Below are 23,559 nucleotides of genomic sequence, written 5' to 3' on the forward strand. Positions count from 1 at the left end.
CGAAGCTGTATAATGCCCGACCACGCCCATAGCACCGACCCCGCCGTCCAGGCCCAGCTCGACCGTCTTGCCGCGCTGTCGCCGGGCCGCGACATCCTCGGGCTCGAACGCATCGCCGAACTGTGCGACCGTCTCGGCAATCCGCAGAACCGCCTGCCCCGCACCTTCCACGTCGCGGGCACCAACGGCAAGGGTTCGACCTGCGCCTATCTCCGCGCGATCCTCGAAGCGCAGGAGCGCCGCGTCCACGCCTACACCAGCCCCCACCTCGTCCGCTTCAACGAGCGCATCCGCCTCGCGGGCGAACTGATCGACGACACCCTCCTCGCCGCGCTCCTTGCCGAGGTGCTCGACAAGGCCGAAGACCTGCAAGCGAGTTTCTTCGAAGTCACCACCGCCGCCGCCTTCCTCGCCTTTACGCGCATTCCCGCCGACGATTGCATCATCGAGGTCGGGCTCGGCGGCCGCCTCGACGCGACCAACATCATCCCGCCGCCCGCGGTGTGCGGCATCGCCTCGCTCGGCATCGACCACGAAGCCTTCCTGCTCGCGCCCGAAGACGGCACCCCGTCCGAGCCCGCGATGCGCATCGCATGGGAAAAGGCCGGCATCGTCAAGCCGGGCGCCGCGCTCGCCACCCTCGCCTATCCGCCGCCGCTCGGCCACGTCATCGCCGCGCGCGCCGAAGCCGCCGGCGTCGCCCCCTTCGTCGAGGGCGAGGCCTGGTCGGTCGAGCCGGTCGGCGACGCGTTCCGCTGGACCTCGATGGACGGCGCGCTGCCTGGCCTGCTGCGCCCCCGCATGGCCGGCGCGCATCAGATGCGCAACGCGGGTCTCGCGATCGCGATGCTCCACCTCGCGCCGGGCGACAAACCCGACGCCGAGGCGATCGCGCAGGGCGTCGCCGTCGCCTTCTGGCCCGCGCGCCTGCAACGGCTGGCGCTAGGTCCGCTCACCGGTCTGCTTCCCCCCGCGACCGAGGTCTGGCTCGATGGCGCCCACAATGCCGACGCGGGCGTCCAGCTCGCCCGTCATTTCGCGACCGAGCCGCGCCGCATCCACCTCGTCACCGGCATGCTCGCCAACAAACATCCCGACGCGATTCTCGCCCCGCTCGCGCCCCGCCTCGCCTCGATCGCCGTCGTCCCGGTCCCCGGCCACGACCACCACGTCGCGACTGCCTTCGGCCCCGATGCGCGGCCGGCGGCGTCGGTCGAGGCGGCGCTAAGCGGCCTGACGGTCGATCCGGCCACGGAAATCGTCCTGATCGCCGGCTCGCTCTACCTCGCGGGCGCGGTGCTCGCCCTCAACGGGGAACTGCCGGAATAGGCTCGTTCTCGCCCGGCGCGATCTCGTGCCCGTCGTCTTCGGTGCTCGGCTGGCGCACCGTCTGGACGACGAAGCCGCGCTTCCACAGCAGCCACAGCAGGACCATGCCCGGCGCGGCGATGGCGACGGTGAACAGCCAGAAGCCCACCCATCCCAGCGTCTCGGCGACATAGCCGCCCGGCGCCGCGAGCCACGTCCGCCCGACCGCGGCAAAGGACGACAGCAGCGCGAACTGCGTCGCCGTATAGGCCAGGCTCGACAGGCCCGACAGATAGGTGACGAAGACGGTCAGCCCGATCCCGCTGGTGAAATTCTCGGTCCCCACCGCCAGCGCAAGCATCAGCGGCGAATGGCCGACCGACGCCAGCACCGCGAACAGCAGGTTGCTGAACATCATCAACAGTCCCGAAACGAGCAGCGCCCGCCCCATGCCCAGCCAGGCGATGAAGGGCGCGCCGCACGCCGAGCCGATGATCAGGGCAACAAAGCCGACGCCCTTGTTGATCGCGACGAATTCGGTGTCGCTGAACCCCAGCTCGACGATCATCGGGTTGAGCATCCCCTGCCCCATCGCGTCGCCGACCTTGTAGATCAGGACGAAGAGCAGGATCAGCACCGCACCGTGCCGGCCCAGAAACTCGCGGAACGGGCTGATGACCGTTTCGTTGAGCCACGCGGCGAACCCCTGGGCGCCGCCGCGCGCCTGCGACGGGTGAAAGCGCCCCGGCCCCGCGAAAAGCGCGCCGATCACCGCGGGCAGCACGGCCAGCCCGGTAAAGGCATAGGCAGTCGCCCATCCCAATCCGAACCCTTCGGGCGAGGCCAGCGCGATCGTGCCGACCCCCGCGATCAGGTTTCCGGTGCGATAGCCGAACTGGTTCATCGCCGTGCCGTGCGGCAGTTCGGCGTCGCTCAATATCTCGATGCGATAGGCGTCGATCACGATGTCCTGCGTCGCCGACAGAAAGGCGACGACGATCGCCCAGAGCGCAAAGGGCGCCAGATGGTCGTTGGTCGGATTGCTCGCACCCAGTTGCCAGATCGCGAGGACCAGCAGCGCCTGGATCACGAACAACCAGCTTCGCCGCTGCCCGAACAGCCGGGTCAGCACGGGAATCGGCAGCCGGTCGACCAGCGGCGCCCACAGGAATTTCAGCGTATAGGGCGTAGTCAGCCCGATCGCGAAACCGATGGTCGATTTATCGATCCCCACCTTCGACAGCCAATAGGCCATGGTGCCGAGCAGCAGCGTCAACGGAAAGCCGCTCGAAATGCCGAGCAGAAGCGCAACGATCGGCATCGGCTTGCGATAGGGTGCGAAGGACGGAATCACGAAGGCCAGGCCGACGATCGCCGCGATCACCGCCACCAGGATCAGGCTGTCGAGGCCAAGCTGCATCATTCCTCCCTCGGCCGCGCCTTCGGGGCGGCTCTCCTCTGCACGGCAACCGGCCTAAAGCCCCGATCCCGAATTGGAAAGCCGCTATTCGGCGGCCGGGCGTATCCAGCGCACGGCGCGCACCGCGCCGCCGTCGCGGTCCTGCAGCACGACCGCCCAGCGGTCGGCGGCGGTCTTGCGCGCGATCCATTGCGGAATCGGCGCGCGGCAGGCGAGCGACGGGTCGCACGGCCGGATCGCCTCGCCCAGAACGACATTGGTGTAACCGAGCGTCCGCCCGCGATTCTCGCCCTTTTCCACCGCCACCGCGGCCTTGTGCGCGATGGCGAGAAAGCGCAGCTCGACATTGGCGCGCGCCGCCGAGGCGACGACCTCCCGGCCCTCCTGCGCCAGCGTCATCGCGCCCGCCTTGCGCTGCGCCGCGATCAGGCCGCGCAGCGCCGCCGCATCGGCGCCCGCCGCGGCGGCCGTCCCGCCGACGACCACTTCGGGCGTATAGGCGCCGCTGCCGGGAATATCGCGCGCCGCATAGTCGCGCTGCAACCGGTCGTTGCCCCCGCGCGCCAGCGTGTCGGTCCACCCCAGTTCGTCCCAGCTCGTCACCGGCCGGCTCAGCGCCACCACCTCGCCCGCCGCGTCGAGCCGGGCGAGCAGCGCGTCGGCGGGCGGGCAGGACGAACAGCCCTGGCTCGTGAACAGCTCGACCAGCACCAGCCGCGGCGCCGCCGCGTGCGCATGATTCGCGGTCGCCGCGATATGCGAAAGGCCCAGGATCAGCACCGCCCCCGCCAGCAGCAGCAGGCCTCCCACGCCGAGCAGGACTCGCATCCCCTCATCTCCCGTCCATCCCCGTCGCAAGCGGCGAATAACATCGCCCGCGCCCCCGAAACAAGCCGCGGGGACGAGAGCCTGTCCTTCCCCCTTGATGGGAGAAGGATACGAAGCCTTGTCGCGAAGCGATTAGGCGCAGTTGGATGGGGGTGAGGTGCGTCATCGCACCGTCGCTTCAGCCCGCGACCACACCCCCTCTGCTGCAACTAGCCAGCAAGCTGGCAAGTTTCGCTGTCTGCCCCATCAAGGGGGAGGGACAGGACCTATAGGCTCCGTACTCAATTGCAGCGTCGTCGAGGTTTGAAGCAAAATGGCCCAGTGCGAGGAGAGAAGGCGAAGACATATGTCGATATTTCAAGACTTCTCGACGAAGCAATGGGCCATTTTGATCAAATTCCTTCGGGACGCCCAAATGGCTTCCATCTCGGCCCGAAAGCCGCTTGCAAGGGCAACCAGCCCTCGCGGCGCGTCTTTCGGCCCGATCTGTTCGCCATTTGGGCGCCTCGACGCCGCTGCAATTGAGTACGGAGCCTAAGCCGCCTTCGGCTGCCAATAGGTCTGCAACCCCGCCACCTTGCGCGGCGCCTTGTTCTTACAGATCATCGTCTCGATTGCGCGCAGCGCGCCGGTCAGCGCCGCGGGGCTGTGCGGCTTGTTCAGGCAGGCGAGCGCGATCTCGCCCGCATCATCAGGACATTGGCCGGTGACGAGCAGCACCGCGACGCCGCGATCGCGCGCCAGCCGCGCCACTTCGCGCCCACTCAAATGGCCGGCGAGGCCCAGGTCGAGCACGATCGCGTCGACCGCCTCGGCCGCCATTACCGCCACCGCCGCCTCGCCCGAATCGACCGTCGCGACGACATCATAGCCGCCATGTTGCAGCGTATGCTCGTAATCGAACGCGACCAGCGGATCATCCTCGATGACCAGCAGCCGCTTGATGCACGACGGGCGAGACGCAAAGAGCATAGAAACTCCGTTCCACCGCGCCATGACGCGCTCCCGCCGGTGGTGCAATATCGCTTCGACTTGCCATCGACGAAGCGATGCTTTTCCGGCTATGAGCGTGGCCTCAGCGCAACACCTTCTTCCCGAAAAACGACGCAGAAAGCCTTTCCGTTCCGATGACGACCCGCCGCCCTCCCCGGATCGCGCCCGACCGCCCCGCCCCGCGCGGCCGCCGCGCCGCGCGCGCCGCCCAGCCTCCTCGCAAACCGCCCGCCGAGCCCGAAGCCGACGACGGCCCGCAACGCATCGCCAAGCTGCTCGCGCGCGCCGGCGTCGGCTCGCGCCGCGACGTCGAGCGGATGATCGAGGAGGGGCGCATCGCGCTCCACGGCGAAACCGTCGCCCAGCCCGCGCCGCTGCTCGCCTCGCTCGACGGCCTCACCGTCGACGGAAACCCGGTCGCCAAACCCGTCTCGACCCGTCTCTACCGCTTCCACAAGCCCGCCGGCTGCCTGACCGCCGCCCGCGACCCCAAGGGGCGCAAGACGATCTACGACATGCTGCCGAAGGGCCTGCCGCGCCTGATGCCGGTCGGTCGACTCGACTATAATACCGAAGGGCTGCTGCTCCTCACCAACGACGGCGCGTTCAAGCGCCAGCTCGAACTGCCCGCGAGCGGGGTCGAGCGCACCTATCGCGCGCGCGCCTTCGGCGACATCAGCCAGACGCAGCTCGAGGATCTGGTCGAGGGCATCACCATCGACGGCATCCGCTACGGCAAGATCGACGCCAACCTCGAACGCCGTACCGGACGCAACCAGTGGATCGAGCTGACGCTGACGGAAGGCAAGAACCGCGAGGTGCGCCGCGTCCTCGAACATCTCGGCCTCCAGGTCAGCCGCCTGATCCGCACTCGCTACGGCGAGTTCAGCATTGCCGGCCTCGACACGGGGCAGGTCGAGATCGTCCCACGCGACGCCTTGTTCCAGTTCCGCCGCCGGCTCGAAAAATGAGGGTGATTTCTGGCGAATGGCGCGGCCGCAAGCTGCTCGCGCCGAAAAACGACGCCACCCGTCCCACGGCCGACCGCACGCGCGAAACGCTCTTCTCGATGCTCGCGAGCCGGCTCGGCCACTTCGAGGGGCTGTATGTCGCCGATCTCTTCGCGGGGTCGGGCGCGCTCGGCATCGAGGCGCTGTCGCGCGGCGCCGCGCACTGCCTGTTCGGCGAGCAGGATCGCGACGCGCTCGACGCGCTCAGGAAAAATCTCGCCGCGCTCGGCGCCGCGAGCCGCGCCGACGTCCGCGCCGGCTCGGTCCTCGCCCTCGGCCCCGCGCCGCGCGCCTTCGACCTGCTGCTCCTCGACGCCCCCTATGGCACCGGCGCCGGCAGCGTCGCGCTCGACAAGCTCACCCGCCTCGGCTGGGTCGGCCCCGAAAGCTGGGTCTCGATCGAAACCGCCGACAGGGAAGCGGTCGCGGTCGCCGGCTTCGAAATCGACGCCGAACGCAAGGTCGGTAAAGCCCGCCTCACCCTGCTGCATCGCGTCTAGGGCAAGCACTCTCAATCCGACCCACCACGTTCGTGTCTCGACTTCGCTCGACACGAACGGAAGAGATGAACCTATCGTTTGCAAATACAAAGCTGGCCGCAGGCAGCCCTTCCTCTCTGCCTTCGTCATGCTGAACTCGTTTCAGCATCCATGGCCAGGTCTCTCTTTGCACGCGGCGCCAAATTCGAGGGCAGGCCATGGACCCTGAAACAAGTTCAGGGTGACGAGTCATAGAAGACGGACCTTGTCCAAAGCAGGTGTTTGCAAACGACATAATAGCCACGGAAGAGGAGGTAGTGTCGATGTAACGTCGCACCTCTTCGCCATTTTTGACGGATCAATCGACCCGCGCCCGGACCAGCAACAGCCCAAGCAGGCTAAGCAGCCCCGCCACCCCCAGATACAGCCCGACGAAGCTCGTCCCGCCCCGGTCGCTCAGCCACTGCGCCGCGATCGGCGCCCCCGCGCCGCCCAATATGCCGCCGACGTTGAACGCCACCGACGCGCCCGTATAGCGCACCCGAACCGGGAACAGCCCCGGCAGCCACACGCCGAGCGGCCCATAGACCAGCCCCATCACGAACAGCGACGCCGATAGCCCCAGCCCAACGACGACCCACGATTCCGAGGCCAGCGACGGCCCGAACAGGAAGCCGATGGCCACCGTCGCCGCGCAGCCCCAGCTCAGCACCCGCTGCGCGCTCGCCGCGTCGCTCCAATAGCCGGCGAAGACGATTCCCGCCGCCATGAACAGGATCGCGCCGAGCTGGATCAGCAGGAATTCCTCTTTCGGATAGCCGAGCGCGGTCGTCCCGTGCGCGAGCGCGAAGCTGGTCGCGAGATAGAAGATCGCGAAACAGGCGACGACCGCGAAGGTGCCCGCGAGCAGCGCGCGCGCGTGATCGCGCAGCACCGCGCCCAGCGGCACCCCGACCGGCGGCTCCCTCTCCATTGCCTCGGCAAAGGCGGGCGTCTCGTGGATCTTCAATCGCACCCACAGCCCCAGCCCGACCAGCACCGCGGAGACCAGGAAGGGAATCCGCCACCCCCACGCCGCGAACTCGGCATCGCTCAGCCACAGGCCGAGCAGCAGGAACAGCCCGTTCGCCGCGATGAAGCCGACCGGCGCGCCGAGCTGCGGCGCCATGCCGAACCGCCCGCGCCAGCCCGGCGGGGCATTCTCGACCGCGAGAAGCGCCGCCCCGCCCCACTCGCCTCCCAGCCCGAATCCCTGCCCGAAGCGCAGCGTGCAGAGCAGCAGCGGCGCGATCCACCCCGCCATCGCATAGGTCGGCAGAAAGGCGATCAGCAGCGTCGAGGCGCCCATCAGCATCAGCGACGCCACCAGCGTCGACTTGCGCCCGATCCGGTCGCCGAAATGGCCGAAGACGACAGCACCCACGGGCCGCGCGAAAAAGGCGAGCCCGAAGCTCATGAAGCTCAGCATCAACTGCGCCGATTCGGACTCGGAGGGAAAGAAGAGCGGCCCGAATACCAGCGCCGCCGCGGTGCCATAGATATAGAAATCATAGAATTCGACCGCGGTGCCGACCAGGCTCGCGACCAGGATGCGCCGATGCGCGCGATAGGGTGCCAGATCCACGAAACCCCGCCCTTCCGTCATGAAAACCGCCGCCGCTTTGACCGGATCGGGCAGGCGGGCGCAAGCGGGAATGCGAAAGGCGCTTGAAGGAAACTCCCATCTCCCCTCCCGCAAGCGGGAGGGGCAGCGAGAGTTGCGAGCTTGCTCGCTACTCGCAGCGGGGTGGGTTCTTGCAACGCCGCTGGCCCACCCCCGACCCCTCCCGCAAGCGGGAGGGGAGATCGACGCCTCCCCCATTGGCTACCCCCCGCAACCGCACTAAACCTCCACCCATGACCGCCTATCACCAGATCGGCCTGATCGGCGCGGGCCGCGTCGCACAGGCGTTCGCGCTCGCCCTCGCGCCGCATTCGGCCGCGCCGCCGCTGCTCTGGGCGCGCTCGTCCGACAAGGCGCAGGCGGTCGCCGCGCGGATCGGCCGCGCCGTCGCCGCGCCGCGGGTCGAGTCGCTGCTCGCCGCGGCCGACCTGCTCGTCCTCGCCGTGTCCGACGACGCCGTGGCCGCGGTCGCCGCCGATCTCGCCACGGCGCTGCCCGCGGGCCATGCCCCCTTCGCCTTCCACGTCAGCGGCCGCAGCGGCGCCGCGATTCTCGCGCCCTTGCAGGCCGCGGGCGCAGCGACCGCGGCGATCCACCCCGCGATGACCTTCACCGGCGATCCTCCGGCCGAGGTCCGCCGCATGGCGCAGGCGCGCTTCGCGATCACCGGCGCGACCGACGCCGCGACGCAGCAGGCGGCGCGGCTCGTCGCGCTGCTCGGCGGCATCGCGGTCGAGATCGCGGAGGAGCGCCGCGCGCTCTACCACGCCGGCCTCTGCCATGCGTCCAATCATCTCGTCACGCTGATCGCCGGCGCCGCGCACGCGCTCACCGACGCCGGCGTCGACGACCCCGCGGCGCTCCTCGCCCCGCTCGTCCGCGCGGCGCTCGAAAACAGCCTCGGCCGTGGCTTCGCCGCCCTCTCCGGCCCCCTGCTGCGCGGCGACGCCCGGACGATCGGCGAGCATGTCGAGACGCTGGCCGCCAACACCCCCGACCTGCTTCCCGCCTATCGCGCCATGGCGCTCGCGACCCTCGACGAACTGGACCGGCTCGCCCCTTCGGACGCGCGCCGGGCGCTGCGTCCCGCACTGGACAGCACCCGCGCTGTTCCCTAATCGTTCGCGCGTGAACAGCCTCCCCGCCTCGCCGCCCGACATCCCGCCGCCGCACCCGTCGGACCCGCCCTATCTGCAAGGATTGAACGGGCCGCAGCGGCAGGCGGTGCTGACGACCGAAGGCCCGGTGCTGATGCTCGCGGGCGCCGGCACCGGCAAGACCGCGGCGCTCACCGCGCGCCTCGCGCACATCATCGCGACGCGGCGCGCCTGGCCGTCCGAAATCCTCGCCGTGACCTTCACCAACAAGGCGGCGCGCGAGATGCGCGAGCGCATCGGGCGGATGATCGGCGACGCGGTCGAGGGGATGCCGTGGCTCGGCACCTTTCACAGCATCGCCGCCAAGATGCTGCGCCGCCACGCCGAACTCGTCGGATTGCAGAGCAATTTCACCATCCTCGACACCGACGACCAGCTCCGCGTCCTCAAGCAGCTCATCCAGGCCGAGGGACTCGACGAGAAACGCTGGCCCGCGCGCCAGCTCGCGGGGCTGATCGACAAATGGAAGAACCGCGGCCTGACCCCGCCCGACCTCGATGCCGCGGACCGCGAGGCCTATGCCGACGGCAAGGGCCAGCATTTCTACGCCCTCTATCAGGCGCGGCTGAAGACCTTGAACGCCTGCGACTTTGGCGACCTGCTGCTCCACATGCTGGTGATCCTGAAAACCCACCGCGACGTGCTCGAACAATATCAGCAGCGCTTCAAATACATCCTCGTCGACGAATATCAGGACACGAACGCCAGCCAGTATCTCTGGCTCCGCCTGCTGGCGCAGGCCCGCAAGAACATCTGCTGCGTCGGCGACGACGATCAGTCGATCTATTCGTGGCGCGGCGCCGAGGTCGCGAACATCCTGCGCTTTGAAAAGGACTTCCCCGGCGCGACGGTGATCCGACTCGAACAGAATTACCGCTCGACCCCGCAGATCCTTGCCGCCGCCTCGGCGCTGATCGCCCAGAATTCGGACCGGCTCGGCAAGACATTGTGGACCGAGCTCGACGCGGGCGACAAGCTGCGCGTCGTCGGCGTGTGGGACGGGCCGGAGGAAGCGCGACACATCGGCGAGGAACTCGAAGACCTTCAGCGCCAGCGTATATCGCTCGACCGCGCCGCCATCCTCGTCCGCGCACAGTTCCAGACCCGCGAGTTCGAGGATCGCTTCATCGCGATCGGCATGCCGTACCGCATCGTCGGCGGCTTCCGCTTCTACGAGCGCGCCGAAATCCGCGATGCCCTCGCCTATCTCCGCCTCGTCCAGTCGCCTGCCGATGACCTCGCCTTCGAACGTATCGTCAACACGCCCAAGCGCGGGCTCGGCGACAAGGCACTGGCGCGCATCCACCAGTTCGCCCGGATCGAGCGAGCGCCGCTGTTCCACGCCGCATCGCGGATCACCGAAACCGACGAGTTGACCCCGCAGGCGCGCCGCCAGCTCGCGAACTTCGTCGCCCAGATGCGCGGCTGGCAGAGCAAAGCGAACGAGCTGCCGCATCCCGAGCTGACCCAACTCATCCTCGACGAATCGGGCTATACCGCGATGCTTCAGGCCGATCGCAGCGCCGATGCCGCTGGGCGGCTCGAAAACCTGTCCGAACTCGTCCGCGCGATGGAGGACTATGAATCGCTCGAAGCCTTCCTCGAGCATGTCAGCCTCGTCATGGACCGCGACAACGACGATCAGGCCGAGACCGTCACCATCATGACGATCCATGCCGCCAAAGGCCTCGAATTCGATCATGTCTTCCTCGCCGGCTGGGAGGACGGCGTCTTCCCGTCGCAGCGCGCGATGGACGAGGGCGGCACCGCCAGCCTCGAGGAGGAGCGCCGCCTCGCCTATGTCGCGATCACCCGCGCCCGGCAGCGTGCGAGCATCTATCACGCCGCCAACCGCCGCATCTACGGCCAGTGGATGAGCAGCATTCCCAGCCGATTCATCGCCGAAATCCCGCCCGAACATGTCGACAGCGAAAACAGCTTCGGCGGCGGCGCGAGTCTGTGGCGCGCCAATTGGTCGGCGCAGGGCGACCCCTTCGCCCATGTCGCCGAACGCAGCCCCGCCCGCGCGATGACCCGCGGTCCCGCGTGGCAGCGCGCCGCGGCGAAATCCTCGACCATCACCCGCGCCCCGGCCCCCACCGAGGGCGCCCCCGCCGCATCGGTCGGCGCGAAGCCACGCGCCGACCTCGCGATCGGCATGCGCGTCTTCCACGAGAAATTCGGCTATGGCGCGATCCTCGACATCGACGGCAACAAGTTGGAGGTCGAATTCGAGCAGGCGGGCACCAAGCGCGTCCTCGACAGCTTCGTCCGGCTGGCCTGAAACAGGTGGATCGACGCTGGCTGCCGTTCGTTCCGGCGGATTAGGGCAGCTTGGGTTAAATCGGCATCACCCTTTCTTCCGTTCGTGCTGAGCTTGTCGAAGCACCGTCCTTTTTCTTGCTACGCTTGAAAGAAAGAACAGCCCTTCGACAAGCTCAGGGCGAACGGGGATGAGTGACGCAGGTTTACGGCACGCCGCTCTAAATCGGCACCACCCATCCGCGTTCGTCCCCCGCCTTCGCGGAGGCAGGCTATTGTCTACCATATAAGTTATGATATGCCTCACCCGCGGCCAACGAGTCGCGAGTTGGGAGAGTCTTCATGAAAAACAAGCTCTTGGCGGGCGCGATGGCGCTTGCCCTGATCGGCTGCTCGGAACGGCGCGCCGACGATGCGATGTCCGACGAGGCTCCTGCCATGGCCGAAGTCGCCGCCGATGCGGCCGGCGGCCCCGACGTCGCGGTCACCGCCGCACCGGGCGTCGCCTTCCACTATGCCTATGCCTTCCGCCTCGACGATGACCGCATCGCTGGGGTTCAGGAAACCCACGCCGCCGCCTGCGAAACGCTCGGCACGGCCCGCTGCCGCATCACCGGCATGACCTATCGACTCGTCCGCGAAAATGAGGTCGAGGCACGGCTGGAATTCAAGCTCGACCCCGCCATCGCCCGCAAGTTCGGCCGCGACGCCCTTGCCAGCGTCGAAAAGGCCGAGGGCGTGCTCGCCGAGGCGCGGATCAGCGGCGAGGACGTTGGAACGCAGATCGACGATTCGCAGCACCGCAGTGCCGACATCGGCGCCGAAATCGCCCGTCTCGAGGCCCGGCTCAAGCAGGGCGGCCTCGGCGATCGCGAACGCACCGAATTGCAGCAGCAGCTTGCGGCGCTGCGCGAACGACTCGACAGCGAGCGCACCCTACGCCGCAGCGGCGAAGCGATGCTCGCCACGACGCCGATGGTCTTTGACTATGTCGGTACCGGCGGCCTGCCGGGCATCGGCTATGGCAACCCGTTCAGCGACGCCGCCAACATGCTGGCCCGCAGCGGCGGCCTGCTCCTGTCCCTCGTGCTGGTCGTCGGCGCCGCGCTCCTGCCCTGGGCGCTGCTCCTCGCCTTGCTGGTCCTGCTCTGGCGTACGGGACCGGTGCTGAAGGTGCGAAGCTGGTTCGCGGGCCGCGGCAAAGCGGCACCCCCACCAGCGGCATGACGACGACAGGCCGGGGACGGCGCAATCTGTCCCCGGTCGGCACGGTTCGATAAGGAAGGAGAAAGGGTCGTGGTGGAGCCGAGGGGAATCGAACCCCTGACCTCTGCAGTGCGATTGCAGCGCTCTCCCATCTGAGCTACGGCCCCGCGACCGGCGGCCTCTTAACGAGCCAGCTTGACAGTGGCAACGGCTTTTCTGACCAAAGAGCCGTCCGCCGAAGAAAAAGTGGGGGTGAGATCATATGGCGAGGGCCTGGCATCTGCTGAATCGTCCGCAAGGACTCCCGACGGTGAGCGATTTCGCGCTGCGCGACCTGCCCGACGCTCCGCTCGAACGCGACCAGCTCCGCATCCGCAACCGCTGGCTTTCGGTCGATCCCTATATGCGCGGCCGGATGAACGACGCGAAAAGCTATACCGCCAGCTTCCAGCTCGATCAGCCGATGACCGGCGGCGCGATCGGCGAGGTGGTCGAAAGCCGGATGGATGGCTTCGCGCCCGGCGACCTGATCCTCCACATGGGCGGCTGGCGCGACGGCGGGGTCATCGGCCTCGACATGTCGCCCTTCAAACTGCCCGCCGAAGCGCTGGCGGCCGGCATGCCGCCGCAGACCTTCCTCCACAATATGGGACTGACCGGCGGCACCGCCTGGATCGGCCTGCTCCGCATCGCCGCCGCGAAACCCGGCGACACCGTCTTCGTCTCGGCCGCCGCCGGCGCGGTCGGCTCGGCGGTGGTCCAGATCGCCAAGGCGCGCGAGATGACCGTGATCGGCGCAGCGGGCGGCGCTGAAAAATGCGCCTGGGTCAGGGAATTGGGTGCCGATGCTGCCGTCGATTACAAGGCCAGGCCGGTGCTCGACGGGCTGGCGGCCGCGCTCCATACGCTCGGCAAGCCGGGAATCGACGTCTATTTCGACAATGTCGGCGGCGACCATCTCGACGCCGCCTTCGCGACGGCCAATGATTTCGCCCGCTTCGCCATCTGCGGCATGATCGACGTCTACAATGACGGCCATCCGCAACAGATGAACTATCTGGTCCGCGCCATTCCGGCGCGAATCCGCATGGAAGGCTTCATTTACACCGACCAGTTCTTCGACTGCATGGAGGAATTCTACGCCGACATGGCCGGACTGATCGCCAGCGGCGCGGTGACCATGCGCGAAACCGTGCATGACGGGCTGGAAGCGGCGCCCGACGCCTTCCTCGGCCTCTTCTCGGGCGCCAATATCGGAAAGATGCTCGTCCGGCTCTAAGGCCGGGAAAGCCGTTTAGCTGCCGAAACCGACCGACAGGAAACCGGGCATCGGCCCGTTCCAGCCGTCGTCGGGGCCGTCCTGGTCGTCGCGCGGTTTTGGCGCGGTCTTGCGACCCTCGTCGCGCGCGGGTTTCGCCTTCGCCTCGTCGCGTTTCGGCGCGCGCTTGCGCTCGTCCTTCCGCTTGCCGCGCGGCGCCCGCTCTTCCTCGGCCGGCGCGGCCCCGCCGCCCTCCGGCTCGCTGCGGCCGAGCACCTCGATCTTCGATCCGGTCAGCTTCTGGATATTGTCGATCGCCTCGTCGTCCGACGGCGTGGCCAGCGTGAACGCCCGTCCCTTCGCCCCGGCGCGGCCGGTGCGGCCGATACGGTGGACATAATCGTCGGGGTGCCACGGCGCATCGAAGTTGAAGACGTGGCTGACGCCCTTGATGTCGAGCCCGCGCGCCGCAACGTCGGAGGCGACGAGAATGTTGATGTCGCCCGTCTTGAACCGGTCGAGTTCGGCGATGCGGCTCGACTGGTCCATGTCGCCATGAATCTCGCCGGCGCGATAGCGATGACGCTGCAGCGACTTGGCGAGTTCGCGCACCGTCGTCTTGCGGTTGCAGAAGATGATCGCGGTTGCGATCCGCTCGTCCTCGATCAGCCGGCGCAGCGTCTCGCGCTTGCCGCGCTCGCTGGTCTTGACCAGGAACTGGGCGATATTCTCATTGGTGCTCGCCGGACGCGCGACCTCGATCGTCTTCGGATTCGAAAGGAACTTGTCGGCCAGCTTCTTGATCGGCGGCGGCATTGTCGCCGAGAAAAGCAGGGTCTGCCGATTCGCGGGCAGCTTGGTGCAGATATTTTCGATGTCGGGGATGAAGCCCATGTCGAGCATCCGGTCGGCCTCGTCGATGACGAGCAGATTGCAGCCGGTCAGCAATATCTTGCCGCGCTCGAACAGGTCCATCAACCGGCCCGGCGTCGCGATCAGCACGTCGACGCCGCGTTCCAGCGCCTTGACCTGGTCGCCCATCTGGACGCCGCCGATCAGCAGCGCCATCGAAAGCTTGTGATATTTGCCGTATTTCTCGAAATTCTCGGCCACCTGCGCCGCGAGTTCGCGCGTCGGCTCGAGGATCAGCGAGCGCGGCATCAGCGCGCGGGCGCGGCCATGGGCGAGGATGTCGATCATCGGCAGCACGAAGGACGCGGTCTTGCCCGTCCCCGTCTGGGCGATGCCGATCATGTCGCGCATCATCAGCACCGACGGGATCGCACCCGCCTGAATCGGCGTCGGTTCGTCGTAGCCCGCTTCGGAAACGGCGCGCAAAAGTTCGTCGGAAAGGCCGAGGTCGGCAAATTTCATAGGATCAACTTGTCCGGAGTTGGTGTCGCAACGGCACCCCACGCAGGCCGTCGCTGTCGCGGCCCTTGGGGAAAGGGCGCGTAAAAGTCAAGGAAAAGGGATGAATTTTCGCGCCCGCCGTCTTCGCGTCAGTCGTCGTCGCGCGGTACGGGAACCAGCAAGCGGAACTTGTCGACCTCGCAGCGCGCGCCCGATCGCGCGTGGATTTCGTCGCGATCCTCGCAAAGCCGGCCGTCCTTGTTCCCCTTCATATAGAAGCCGGCATAGAAATCGAGCGCCCGGCAACCGCGGTTGAGCTGGGCGCGCAGCCGCTGGTTCTGGCGGGTGATCAGGTCGATGCTGTCGCGCTGGACCGCCTGCATCCCCCGGATATCGCGCATCGCGACGCATTTGGGCGCCTTCTTCTCCTTCCACTCGACCGGCATGTCGCGCAGGCGCGTCCGCGGTTCGGGGGCGGCAGAGAAATTGGTCAGCGGCGACCGCCGCGCCGGCACCCGGATGATGAGCTGCTGCTCGATCACGACCTGAAAATAGGGCGCCGGAGGGGGCGGCACCGCCGGCGACAGGGCGACGGCGACGGGCGGCGGCGGCGCGATCGACGCATCGCTGTCCGCGACCGGCGCCGCGGCCGCCAGAATCAGGATGGCGGAACTCAGCACCTGCGCGGGGTAGCGCCTTTCGCGCCGATCCAGTCGAAATCCCTCACCCTTGGCTCCCACACCCGATGCCCGCTGGACGAATAGATGCTATTCGTTCATCGCCCCCTTAACATGCGCGCTTGAACAAGAAATGAATTGCCTCCTCTCGCCGCTGTCAAGCCGCGACGACCCGATTGGAACAGATCGCCATGCCCCGCCCGCCCTCTCCCCAGCTTCTCGACCGCTTGCAGGCGCTGCTCGGTGACAAGGGCTTCAGCGACGACGCGGATGCGATGGCACCCTGGCTAACCGACTGGCGCGGCAAATATCACGGCCGCGCCGCCGCGATGCTGTCGCCTGCGACGACCGGGGAGGTCGCCGCCGTCGTTCGCCTCTGCGCTCAGGAGGATGCCGCACTTGTCCCGCAAGGCGGCAACAGCGGCATGGTCGGCGGCGCGACCCCGGACAGCAGCGGAACGCAGCTCCTTCTCAGCCTGCGGCGCATGAACCGGCTGCGCGCGATCGACGAGCAGGCGCAGCTCGCGGTCGTCGAAGCGGGCATGATCCTCGAAAATTTCCATCACGCGGTACTGGACCACGGTCTGCGCTTTCCGCTGACCCTCGGCGGCAAGGGCTCTGCCACCATCGGCGGCCTCGTCTCGACCAACGCCGGCGGAACCCAGGTACTGCGCCACGGCACGATGCGCGCGCTCGTCGCCGGGGTCGAGGCCGTGCTGCCCGACGGCTCGGTCTTCGATGGCCTCGCGCCGCTCAAGAAGGACAACCGCGGTTACGATCTCAAGCAATTGCTGTGCGGCGCGGAGGGAACGCTCGGCATCGTGACCGCCGCCTGCTTGCGGCTCGTCCCCGCCGCCGCCGCGCGCGCGACCGCATGGATCGGCCTCGCGTCGCCGGACGTGGCGCTGCAACTCCTGCGCCGCCTCGACGCGGCGCTCGGCCCTTCGCTCGAAGGGTTCGAGCTTATCCCCCATCGCTGCCTCGACGCCGTGCTCCGCCATATCCCGCAGACCCGCGCGCCGCTCGACCCGCCGCATCCCTGGTACGCGCTCGTCGAACTCGCGGGCGAAGCGGACGACGATCTCGACGCGCGTCTCGAAACCGAACTGGCCGCAGCGTTCGAATCCGCGCTGATCGGCGACGTGGTCCTGGCCAAGAACGAGGCGGAGAGCGATGCCTTCTGGCGCCTGCGCGATTCGATTTCGGAGGCGGAGCGCGCCGACGGCCCGGCGCTCCAGCACGATGTCAGCGTCCCGGTGGACCTGATGCCGCGCTTCATTGCCGAAAATCCGGGCCGCCTCGCCGCCGCCTTCCCCGGCATCCGCGCGCTGTCCTTCGGCCATCTCGGCGACGGCAACGTCCATCACCATGTCCAGCCGCCCGAGGGCGTGGACGGTGCGGCGTGGCTGGCCGCGCATGGCGAGGATGCCAGCCGCCTCGTCTACCGCCATGTCCTTGAACTCGGGGGATCGATCTCGGCCGAACACGGCATCGGACAGTTGAAACGCGACCTGCTCGCCGAGCTCGACAGCCCCGCTCGCCTGGCGGCGCTGCGCGGGGTGAAGGCAGGCCTCGATCCCGCCGGCCTGTTCAATCCGGGCAAGCTGATCGGCTGACCGCGCGAGCGCGGAAAGCCGCGGAAAAGCGCATCGCCCCCTTGCGCCGTCGCGCGCAGCCCAATAAGGCGCGGCATTCGCTTTTTCGGACCCGGCTGGCGGGTCCCCGTTTCGGAGTTCGATCATGGCCACCGCGCCCGCCAACCCCAATCTGCCGCTCTTCTATCAGGACCTCGCGCCGCTCTCGAGCGTCGATCACGCCGACTTCCGCGTCCGCATGATGGACAACGCCAATTTCCTCGTCGGCCAGCACGCCGTGCCGCTGACCACCGACGAGTTCACGCAGGCGTGCCGCTTCTATCCGATCGTCTTTTCGGCCGGCGACAACCCGGTACCGCTCGCGCTCATGGGGCTTAACGAGGGTATCAACACCTTCGTCGACGACGAGGGCAAGCTGCTCAACCCGGTCTATGTTCCCGCCTATATCCGCCGCTATCCGTTCCTGCTCGCGCGCCTGCGCCCGGATTCGGACGAACTGTCGCTCTGCTTCGATCCCACCTCGGGCGCCATCGGCAAGTTCGACGAGGGCGACCTCTTGTTCGAAGACGGCAAGCCGTCGGAGGCGACCAACGGCATCCTCGAATTCTGCAAGAATTTCGAGGAAGCGGGTCAGCGCACCGGCATGTTCGTCGAGGAGCTGAAAAAGGCCGACCTGCTGATGGACGGCGAGGTCAGCATCACCCCCGGCGACGGCGGTCAGCAGCCCTATATCTACCGCGGCTTCCAGATGGTCGACGAGACCAAGCTGCGCGATCTGCGCGGCGACGTGCTGCGCAAGATGATGCAGAGCGGGATGCTCGGCCTGATCTTCGCGCACCTCTTCTCGCTGCAACTGATGCGCGAAGTGTTTGCCGAACAGGTAAAAAGTGGCAAGATGCAGCTCGTGACGGAGGCTCCGACCGTCTGAGGGGAGAGATATGGCCACTGACGCAATCGCATTGGGCGCGGGAACGACCGCCAGTCCGCGCTATACGAAGGTGGCCATATGGCTCCATTGGCTGATCGGCCTGGCGGTCATCGCCAACATCTGTCTCGCCATGCTGACCGAAGGATTGCCACGCCCCACGCATATGGCGGCAATGGGCGTCCACAAGGCGCTTGGCGTCACCATATTGGTGCTGACGATCGTGCGGATCGTCTGGCGCCTCGGCCACAAGGTCCCGCCACTTCCCGATGCCGTGCCCGCGTGGCAACGACCGCTCAGCAAGATCGTGCACTTCCTCTTCTATGCGCTGCTGATCCTGCTGCCGCTGTCGGGGTGGCTGTGGATGTCGGCGGCCGATCGTCCGATCGACTATTTCGGCCTGTTCGATCTCCCGTCGCTCGTCGGCCCCGACAAGGCGCTCGCCGATACAATGCACGACAGGCACGAACTGATGGGGCTGACCATGCTCGCACTGGTCGTCGTCCACATTCTTGCGGCGCTCAAACACCAGTTCGTCGACCGCAGTGGCGTGAACGCGCGAATGAATCCCTTTTGAACCGGGCCGCGTCGTCCGTCAGAAATCGATCGCGAGTCCCTTATACTCCCAGTCGCCATAGCGCACGGGATTGCGCCCGCCGGGCTGCGCCTCATCGGCCTCCTCGCGCATCGGCTCCGGCTTCGGGATCGGCGTGGCGGTCCAGTCCGCCGGCGCGCGAACATGCGTCGGGCGCCGGGTCGCGCGCGGCGTGCCGCCGATGCTGCTGTCATTCTGGTCGGTCATATGCTGGCGCCCGAAAAAGGAATAATCGGTGACTCGAATAGACGCTTTTGCGCCCCGCGCCAACCGCTGGGAGCGGATGCCCCGTGGCTGACCGACGGCGCCAGCAGGGTCCGCAGGCCGACCCGCCCGGCACCGCGCCGCGCCGCGCCGCGCTGCGCCTGCTCGATGCCGTGCTGCGCCGCGGCGAGCCGCTCGACATCGCCGCTCATGCCGCGACGCAGGGGCTGGCGCCCGCCGACCGCGCCTTCGCGATCGCCATCGTGTCGGAAGCGATGCGCTGGATGGTCGATATCGACGCGCTGATCGACGGGGCAACCAGCGAGATCCTGCCCGAGGATGTGAAGGCGCGCGCCGTGCTGCGGCTCGCGCTCGCGCAACTGCTCGTGCTGAAAAGCCCGGGCCACGCCGTCGTCGCGACCGCGCTGCCGCTCGTCGCCGGCGGGCCGCGAAGACTGGTCCACGCTCTCCTGTCGCGCGCTCAGAAGGAAGACTGGACCCTGCCCGCGACGGCGCGCCTTCCCGCACCCGCCGCCGAACGCTGGGCCGCGCAATGGGGCACGGCGATGGTCGATGCCGCCGCCGCGGCGTGGAGCACGCCGCCGCCGATCGACCTCAGCTTCGCCGCGGAGCCGGCAGCCGCGGAATGGAACGAGGCTCGCGTGATGGCGCCCCGGCATCGCCGCCTGCCGCGCGGCCGCGCGGTCGCCGACATGCCGGGCTTTCGGGACGGCGGCTGGTGGGTGCAGGATCTCGCCGCCAGCCTGGCGGCGCGCCTTCTGGGCGACGGCAAGGGCCGCCGCATTCTCGACCTCTGCGCCGCGCCGGGGGGCAAGACGATGCAACTCGCCGCGACGGGCTGGGATGTGATCGCCGTCGATGCGAGCGCCAGGCGCCTTGCGCGCCTGCGCGACAATCTCGCGCGCACCGGCTTCGCCGCCGACGTCGTGCAGGGAGACATCCGTCGCTGGCAGCCCGACGCGCCCGCCGACGCGGTCCTGCTGGACGCGCCCTGCTCGGCGACCGGCATCTTCCGCCGCCATCCCGACGTGCTGCACCGCATCGAGGCGCGGCAGATCGCCGACATGGCCGAATTGCAGGCCGAATTGCTTGCCCGTGCCGCGGCATGGGTGAAGCCCGGCGGTACGCTCGTCTACGCGACCTGCTCACTCGAGCGCGCCGAGGGCGAGGAGCAGATCCCCGCCTTCCTCGCCGCTCACAAGGGCTGGTCGGTCGACCCCGCCCGCGCCGACGAACTGCCGCCCGGCATCGCGCCCGACGCAAGCGGTTTCGTCCGCCCCCTCCCCGGCATGCTGGCCGAAGCGGGCGGGCTCGACGGCTTCTTCATCGCCCGATTGCGCGCGCCGGCCGCCTGAATCCCTCTTCTTCAGAAGACCGCGTGCGGCGCGTCCTCCTTCATCATCGCCTGGCGCACCATCGGGATCGGGGGGCCGCCATAGGACAGGAATTCGTCGTGGAAGGCCTTCCACTTCGTCCGGTCGCCCCCGGTCCAGTCGTCGCGCAGCTTGCGGATCATCAGCTTGCCCAGCGTATAGTTGAGATAGAGCGGATCATAGGTACCGCGCGCCGCCTGCTGCCGGGCATTGCCCTCGTCCTGCCAGCATTGGTCCTTGAACATCTTTTCGCTCTCGGCGACGGTCATGCCCTTGGTGTGCAGGCCGATCGCGGACAGAAAGCGGCAATTGCGCAGCAGCGCGTTCGATAGCTGGCCGATATGCGTTTCGGGATCGCCGTTGCCCAGCCCCGCATCCCACATCATTTCCTCGACATAATGCGCCCAGCCCTCGGCAAAGGCATAGCCGACGAACAGCTTGCCGAAAATGCTATCCGCGCGGTTCGAGTGGAGGAAATTCAGGAAATGCCCGGGCCACACCTCATGCACCGAGGTGAACAGCAAGTCCTTCTTGCCCGGCACGAACGCATCCTGCGTCGCCTTGTCCCAGCTCGGGTCGGGCGGCGAGATGTAATAGACCGAAGGCAGGCCCTTCTCATAGGGCCCGGGAATGTCGATATAGGCGCTGTTCTGCCGGTTATAGGGGGGAGATTCCTCGACCTGTGCCTGTTCGGTGCCGGGAATCGACACCAGATCCTTCTCAACCAGGAAGGCGCGCAGTTCGGGAAGCTGGCGCCGCGCCTCGGCGACGGGGCCGTCGGCCGGCTTGTCGGCGTTCATCTTCTTCATGCAGTCGGCGATGGTCGCCCCCGCGGCATAGGTCGCGCAGGCGGCCTTGAGCGCGTCCTGATTGCGCTTGAGGTCGGCCTCGCCGATGCGCTCCAGTTCGTCGAGCGGCGTGTCGACGCCTTCGTTGGTCAGCAGCATCTTCGAAAATTTATCGGCGCCAAGGGCATAGCCGCCGGTGGTGCCGGGCTGCGAGCCGACATAGGTCGCCAGATCCTTCATCGCCGCAGCAGCCTCGCCCGCGACCTCGTCGAACCGCTTCTGCAGCGCCTCGTCCTTGACCTCGGCGAAGGCGGCCTTGGCATCGCCGGTATAATAGTCCGCGAAACCGCCGAAACCGGCGGTACCGAATTTCACATAGGTCGCCGGCAGCGGCAGCTTGAGGTTGGCCTTGATCTGCGCGGCGACCGCCGGGATCTTTTCGGCATAGGCGATGAAGGCCTTCATCCGCGTCGCGGGGTCGGCATAGGGCCGCGCGATATAGACGTTGGGGTCGAGCGCGCCGACATAGAAAGCGGGGTTCTTCTCCGCGAAATCGGTATCGCGCAGGAAGAAGAGCTGCCCTTGGGCGACATGGACCAGATAGTCGCGCTCGAACCGCTCGCGGTCGGTCATGGCGCCGTCGAAGGCTTTGGCGTCGGCGATCGTCTTCTCCAGGAATGCTGCCTGCTTTTCGATCCCCTCGGGCGACCAGTCGGGAAGCTGGCCATCGAATTCATGCTTGCCCTGATAGACGGCAAAGGTGGGATTGAGCGGAAAATAGCCGTCGAGGAAATCGTCGCGGAATTCGCTCCACGTTTCGGCGCCCGGCGCGCTTGCCGATTTGTTGCCGCTGGCATTGCACGCCGTCAGCACCAGCAAGGCGCTCGCCAGCGCGGCCCCGCCGAAGCGGGCGAATTTGCCTGTCATCCCATTCTCTCCCTCTGTTCGATGGCCGGGTTCTGCCATCCCGCCCGCCCCGCCGCATCCGATAATCGACGAACGGCAGGCCATTCGCCTCTGGTGCGGCGCAAAAAAGCCGTTAAGGCGAAGCCGCGATGGCGACCATTCCCCCTCCCCCTTCCGTCGACCCCGTGCTGCCGCCCGACACTCCGTCCAGCGCGCCTTCCCCGCTCGCTTTCACCGACTATCGCTATTATTGGGTCGCGCGCTTCACCGCGGTGATGGCGACGATCGCGATGGTCGTGGTGATCGGCTATCAGCTCTACGACACGGCGCGCAGCGACTATGGCATGACGATTCGCGAGGCGTCGTTCCAGCTCGGGCTGCTCGGCCTCGTCCAGTTCGTGCCGCTCGCGGTGCTGACGCCGATCGCCGGCTGGGCGGCCGACCGCTTCGAGCGGCGGAGCGTCGCGATCTTCTCCAACCTCATCGACATCAGCATCGCCGCGATGCTCGGCTGGTTCACCTGGATCGGCGGGCTGACGCTGCCGCTGCTGTTCGGCCTCGCGGCGCTGCACGGCGTCGCACGCGTCTTCTCCGGCCCGGCGATGAGCGCGATCGCGCCCAATATCGTGCCGCCCGCCGTGCTGCCGCGCGCGATCGCGATGAGCAGCATCGCCTGGCAGTCGGCGTCGGTGATCGGTCCCGCTGCCGGCGGGCTGATCTATGCCGCGCACCCGACCTCGGTCTATGTTTTCGCGGTCGCCTCGCTCGCGGTATCGGCCTTCACCCTCAGCCGCGTCCGCCCGGTCCAGCCGCCACCGCCCGAGGTCCGGCGACACCCGCTGCGCGAGATGATCGACGGGCTGCATTTCGTCTGGACCGAGCGCTTCCTGCTCGGCACCATCACCCTCGACCTGTTCGCGGTGCTGCTCGCGGGCGCGACGGCGATGCTGCCCGTCTATGCGCGCGATATCCTGCACGTCGGGTCAGAGGGGCTCGGCTTCCTGCGCGCCGCCCCGGCGGTCGGCGCGGCGCTCGTCGCGCTCGGCCTCGCCATCCGTCCGATCGAGCGCAACGTCGGGGTCAAGATGCTGTGGGCGGTGGCGGTCTTCGGCGCCGTCACCGTCGGCTTCGGCCTTTCGAACAGCTTCGCCCTGTCGCTCGCGCTGCTCGTCGTGATGGGCGCGGCGGACATGTTCTCGGTCTTCGTGCGCGGGACGCTGATCCAGCTCAACACGCCCGACCATATGCGCGGCCGCGTCAGCGCGGCGTCGGGTCTGGCCGTGTCGGCCTCGAACGAGCTCGGCGAGATGCGCGCCGGCGCCATGGCGGCCGTGCTCGGCCCGATCGGCGCGGTGGTGATCGGCGGCGCGGCGGCGGTCGGCGTGACCGCGCTCTGGTCGTGGCTGTTTCCCGAACTGCGCCGCGCACGAACCTTCGAGCCGCAATTCCAATAGGCCATCGGCTCGCCGCGCGTTCGCTTCCGTTCGCCTGAATTCTATTGTCAATTTTTTTAGTTGAATTATATCTCCCCTACCCGT

Annotated in this window: 20 protein-coding genes and 1 tRNA gene; 12 read left to right on the forward strand and 9 right to left on the reverse strand. The window is 67.7% G+C overall.

Annotated features, from left to right (window positions below):
- Positions 1 to 12: 12 nt before the first annotated feature.
- Entirely contained in the window at positions 13 to 1,329 is a 1,317-nt protein-coding gene (locus tag FHR21_RS06890) for a bifunctional folylpolyglutamate synthase/dihydrofolate synthase (RefSeq protein ID WP_184096640.1), read from the forward strand.
- Here the strand turns inward: FHR21_RS06890 and FHR21_RS06895 are convergent.
- From FHR21_RS06895 to FHR21_RS06905, 3 genes are all read right to left on the reverse strand, one after another.
- Positions 1,307 to 2,728, reverse strand: a complete 1,422-nt coding sequence (locus FHR21_RS06895) for an AmpG family muropeptide MFS transporter (RefSeq protein ID WP_184096642.1) — start codon at positions 2,726 to 2,728, stop codon at positions 1,307 to 1,309. The two genes, FHR21_RS06890 and FHR21_RS06895, sit on opposite strands and share 23 nt — an antisense overlap.
- Before the next feature lie 84 nt (positions 2,729 to 2,812).
- The gene (locus FHR21_RS06900) at positions 2,813 to 3,556 is read right to left on the reverse strand and encodes a DUF1223 domain-containing protein (protein ID WP_184096643.1); all 744 of its coding nucleotides are present in this window, start codon (positions 3,554 to 3,556) and stop codon (positions 2,813 to 2,815) included.
- 534 nt (positions 3,557 to 4,090) lie between these two features.
- Complete coding sequence (locus FHR21_RS06905; RefSeq protein WP_184096644.1) at positions 4,091 to 4,528, reverse strand: response regulator; 438 nt, start codon at positions 4,526 to 4,528, stop codon at positions 4,091 to 4,093.
- 155 nt (positions 4,529 to 4,683) lie between these two features.
- On the opposite strand from FHR21_RS06905, the gene FHR21_RS06910 reads away from it, so the two are divergent.
- Both FHR21_RS06910 and rsmD read left to right on the forward strand, forming a co-directional pair.
- Complete coding sequence (locus FHR21_RS06910; protein ID WP_184096645.1) at positions 4,684 to 5,520, forward strand: pseudouridine synthase; 837 nt, start codon at positions 4,684 to 4,686, stop codon at positions 5,518 to 5,520.
- Positions 5,517 to 6,059 (forward strand): 16S rRNA (guanine(966)-N(2))-methyltransferase RsmD, encoded by a 543-nt coding sequence (rsmD, locus tag FHR21_RS06915; protein WP_184096646.1) that lies wholly within the window; start codon positions 5,517 to 5,519, stop codon positions 6,057 to 6,059. The genes FHR21_RS06910 and rsmD overlap by 4 nt, the downstream gene beginning before the upstream one ends.
- Positions 6,060 to 6,396: 337 nt before the next feature.
- Here the strand turns inward: rsmD and FHR21_RS06920 are convergent, their stop codons facing one another.
- Positions 6,397 to 7,656: an MFS transporter gene (locus tag FHR21_RS06920; RefSeq protein ID WP_246427117.1), complete on the reverse strand. Its 1,260-nt coding sequence runs from the start codon at positions 7,654 to 7,656 to the stop codon at positions 6,397 to 6,399.
- Positions 7,657 to 7,934: 278 nt separating this feature from the next.
- On the opposite strand from FHR21_RS06920, the gene FHR21_RS06925 reads away from it, so the two are divergent.
- From FHR21_RS06925 to FHR21_RS06935, 3 genes are all read left to right on the forward strand, one after another.
- Positions 7,935 to 8,819, forward strand: a complete 885-nt coding sequence (locus tag FHR21_RS06925) for a DUF2520 domain-containing protein (RefSeq protein ID WP_184096648.1) — start codon at positions 7,935 to 7,937, stop codon at positions 8,817 to 8,819.
- 10 nt (positions 8,820 to 8,829) lie between these two features.
- On the forward strand, positions 8,830 to 11,142 hold the full coding sequence (locus FHR21_RS06930; RefSeq protein WP_338113090.1) for an ATP-dependent helicase: 2,313 nt from the start codon (positions 8,830 to 8,832) through the stop codon (positions 11,140 to 11,142).
- A gap of 320 nt (positions 11,143 to 11,462) precedes the next feature.
- Positions 11,463 to 12,347 (forward strand): DUF4349 domain-containing protein, encoded by an 885-nt coding sequence (locus FHR21_RS06935; RefSeq protein ID WP_184096650.1) that lies wholly within the window; start codon positions 11,463 to 11,465, stop codon positions 12,345 to 12,347.
- A gap of 70 nt (positions 12,348 to 12,417) precedes the next feature.
- On the opposite strand, the gene FHR21_RS06940 is transcribed toward FHR21_RS06935, so the two are convergent.
- Positions 12,418 to 12,493: transfer RNA gene (locus FHR21_RS06940), tRNA-Ala, on the reverse strand.
- Between the two features lie 95 nt (positions 12,494 to 12,588).
- Between FHR21_RS06940 and FHR21_RS06945 the strand changes: the two genes are divergently transcribed.
- Positions 12,589 to 13,605 (forward strand): NADP-dependent oxidoreductase, encoded by a 1,017-nt coding sequence (locus FHR21_RS06945; RefSeq protein ID WP_184096652.1) that lies wholly within the window; start codon positions 12,589 to 12,591, stop codon positions 13,603 to 13,605.
- A gap of 15 nt (positions 13,606 to 13,620) precedes the next feature.
- On the opposite strand, the gene FHR21_RS06950 is transcribed toward FHR21_RS06945, so the two are convergent.
- Together FHR21_RS06950 and FHR21_RS06955 are read right to left on the reverse strand one after the other, a co-directional pair.
- A complete protein-coding gene (locus FHR21_RS06950) occupies positions 13,621 to 14,958 on the reverse strand; it encodes a DEAD/DEAH box helicase (RefSeq protein ID WP_184096654.1) in 1,338 nt (445 codons plus the stop codon).
- Positions 14,959 to 15,086: 128 nt separating this feature from the next.
- A complete protein-coding gene (locus tag FHR21_RS06955) occupies positions 15,087 to 15,617 on the reverse strand; it encodes a hypothetical protein (RefSeq protein ID WP_338113091.1) in 531 nt (176 codons plus the stop codon).
- A 188-nt stretch (positions 15,618 to 15,805) separates the two neighbouring features.
- On the opposite strand from FHR21_RS06955, the gene FHR21_RS06960 reads away from it, so the two are divergent.
- From FHR21_RS06960 to FHR21_RS06970, 3 genes are all read left to right on the forward strand, one after another.
- Positions 15,806 to 17,230, forward strand: a complete 1,425-nt coding sequence (locus FHR21_RS06960) for an FAD-binding oxidoreductase (RefSeq protein ID WP_184096656.1) — start codon at positions 15,806 to 15,808, stop codon at positions 17,228 to 17,230.
- Between the two features lie 124 nt (positions 17,231 to 17,354).
- Complete coding sequence (locus tag FHR21_RS06965; protein WP_184096658.1) at positions 17,355 to 18,137, forward strand: SapC family protein; 783 nt, start codon at positions 17,355 to 17,357, stop codon at positions 18,135 to 18,137.
- Positions 18,138 to 18,147: 10 nt separating this feature from the next.
- A complete protein-coding gene (locus tag FHR21_RS06970) occupies positions 18,148 to 18,711 on the forward strand; it encodes a cytochrome b (RefSeq protein ID WP_184096660.1) in 564 nt (187 codons plus the stop codon).
- 18 nt (positions 18,712 to 18,729) lie between these two features.
- Here the strand turns inward: FHR21_RS06970 and FHR21_RS06975 are convergent, their stop codons facing one another.
- Positions 18,730 to 18,936: a DUF1674 domain-containing protein gene (locus FHR21_RS06975; protein ID WP_184096662.1), complete on the reverse strand. Its 207-nt coding sequence runs from the start codon at positions 18,934 to 18,936 to the stop codon at positions 18,730 to 18,732.
- Between the two features lie 83 nt (positions 18,937 to 19,019).
- On the opposite strand from FHR21_RS06975, the gene FHR21_RS06980 reads away from it, so the two are divergent.
- The gene (locus tag FHR21_RS06980) at positions 19,020 to 20,309 is read left to right on the forward strand and encodes an RsmB/NOP family class I SAM-dependent RNA methyltransferase (RefSeq protein WP_338113092.1); all 1,290 of its coding nucleotides are present in this window, start codon (positions 19,020 to 19,022) and stop codon (positions 20,307 to 20,309) included.
- Between the two features lie 11 nt (positions 20,310 to 20,320).
- Here FHR21_RS06980 and FHR21_RS06985 read toward each other — a convergent pair whose 3' ends face one another.
- Positions 20,321 to 22,042: a DUF885 domain-containing protein gene (locus FHR21_RS06985; RefSeq protein ID WP_184096664.1), complete on the reverse strand. Its 1,722-nt coding sequence runs from the start codon at positions 22,040 to 22,042 to the stop codon at positions 20,321 to 20,323.
- 128 nt (positions 22,043 to 22,170) lie between these two features.
- Between FHR21_RS06985 and FHR21_RS06990 the strand changes: the two genes are divergently transcribed.
- Entirely contained in the window at positions 22,171 to 23,475 is a 1,305-nt protein-coding gene (locus FHR21_RS06990) for an MFS transporter (RefSeq protein ID WP_184096666.1), read from the forward strand.
- Positions 23,476 to 23,559 lie beyond the last annotated feature (84 nt).

Origin of the sequence: Sphingopyxis panaciterrulae (assembly GCF_014199295.1) — a bacterium.
In the GTDB taxonomy this organism is placed as follows: domain Bacteria; phylum Pseudomonadota; class Alphaproteobacteria; order Sphingomonadales; family Sphingomonadaceae; genus Sphingopyxis; species Sphingopyxis panaciterrulae.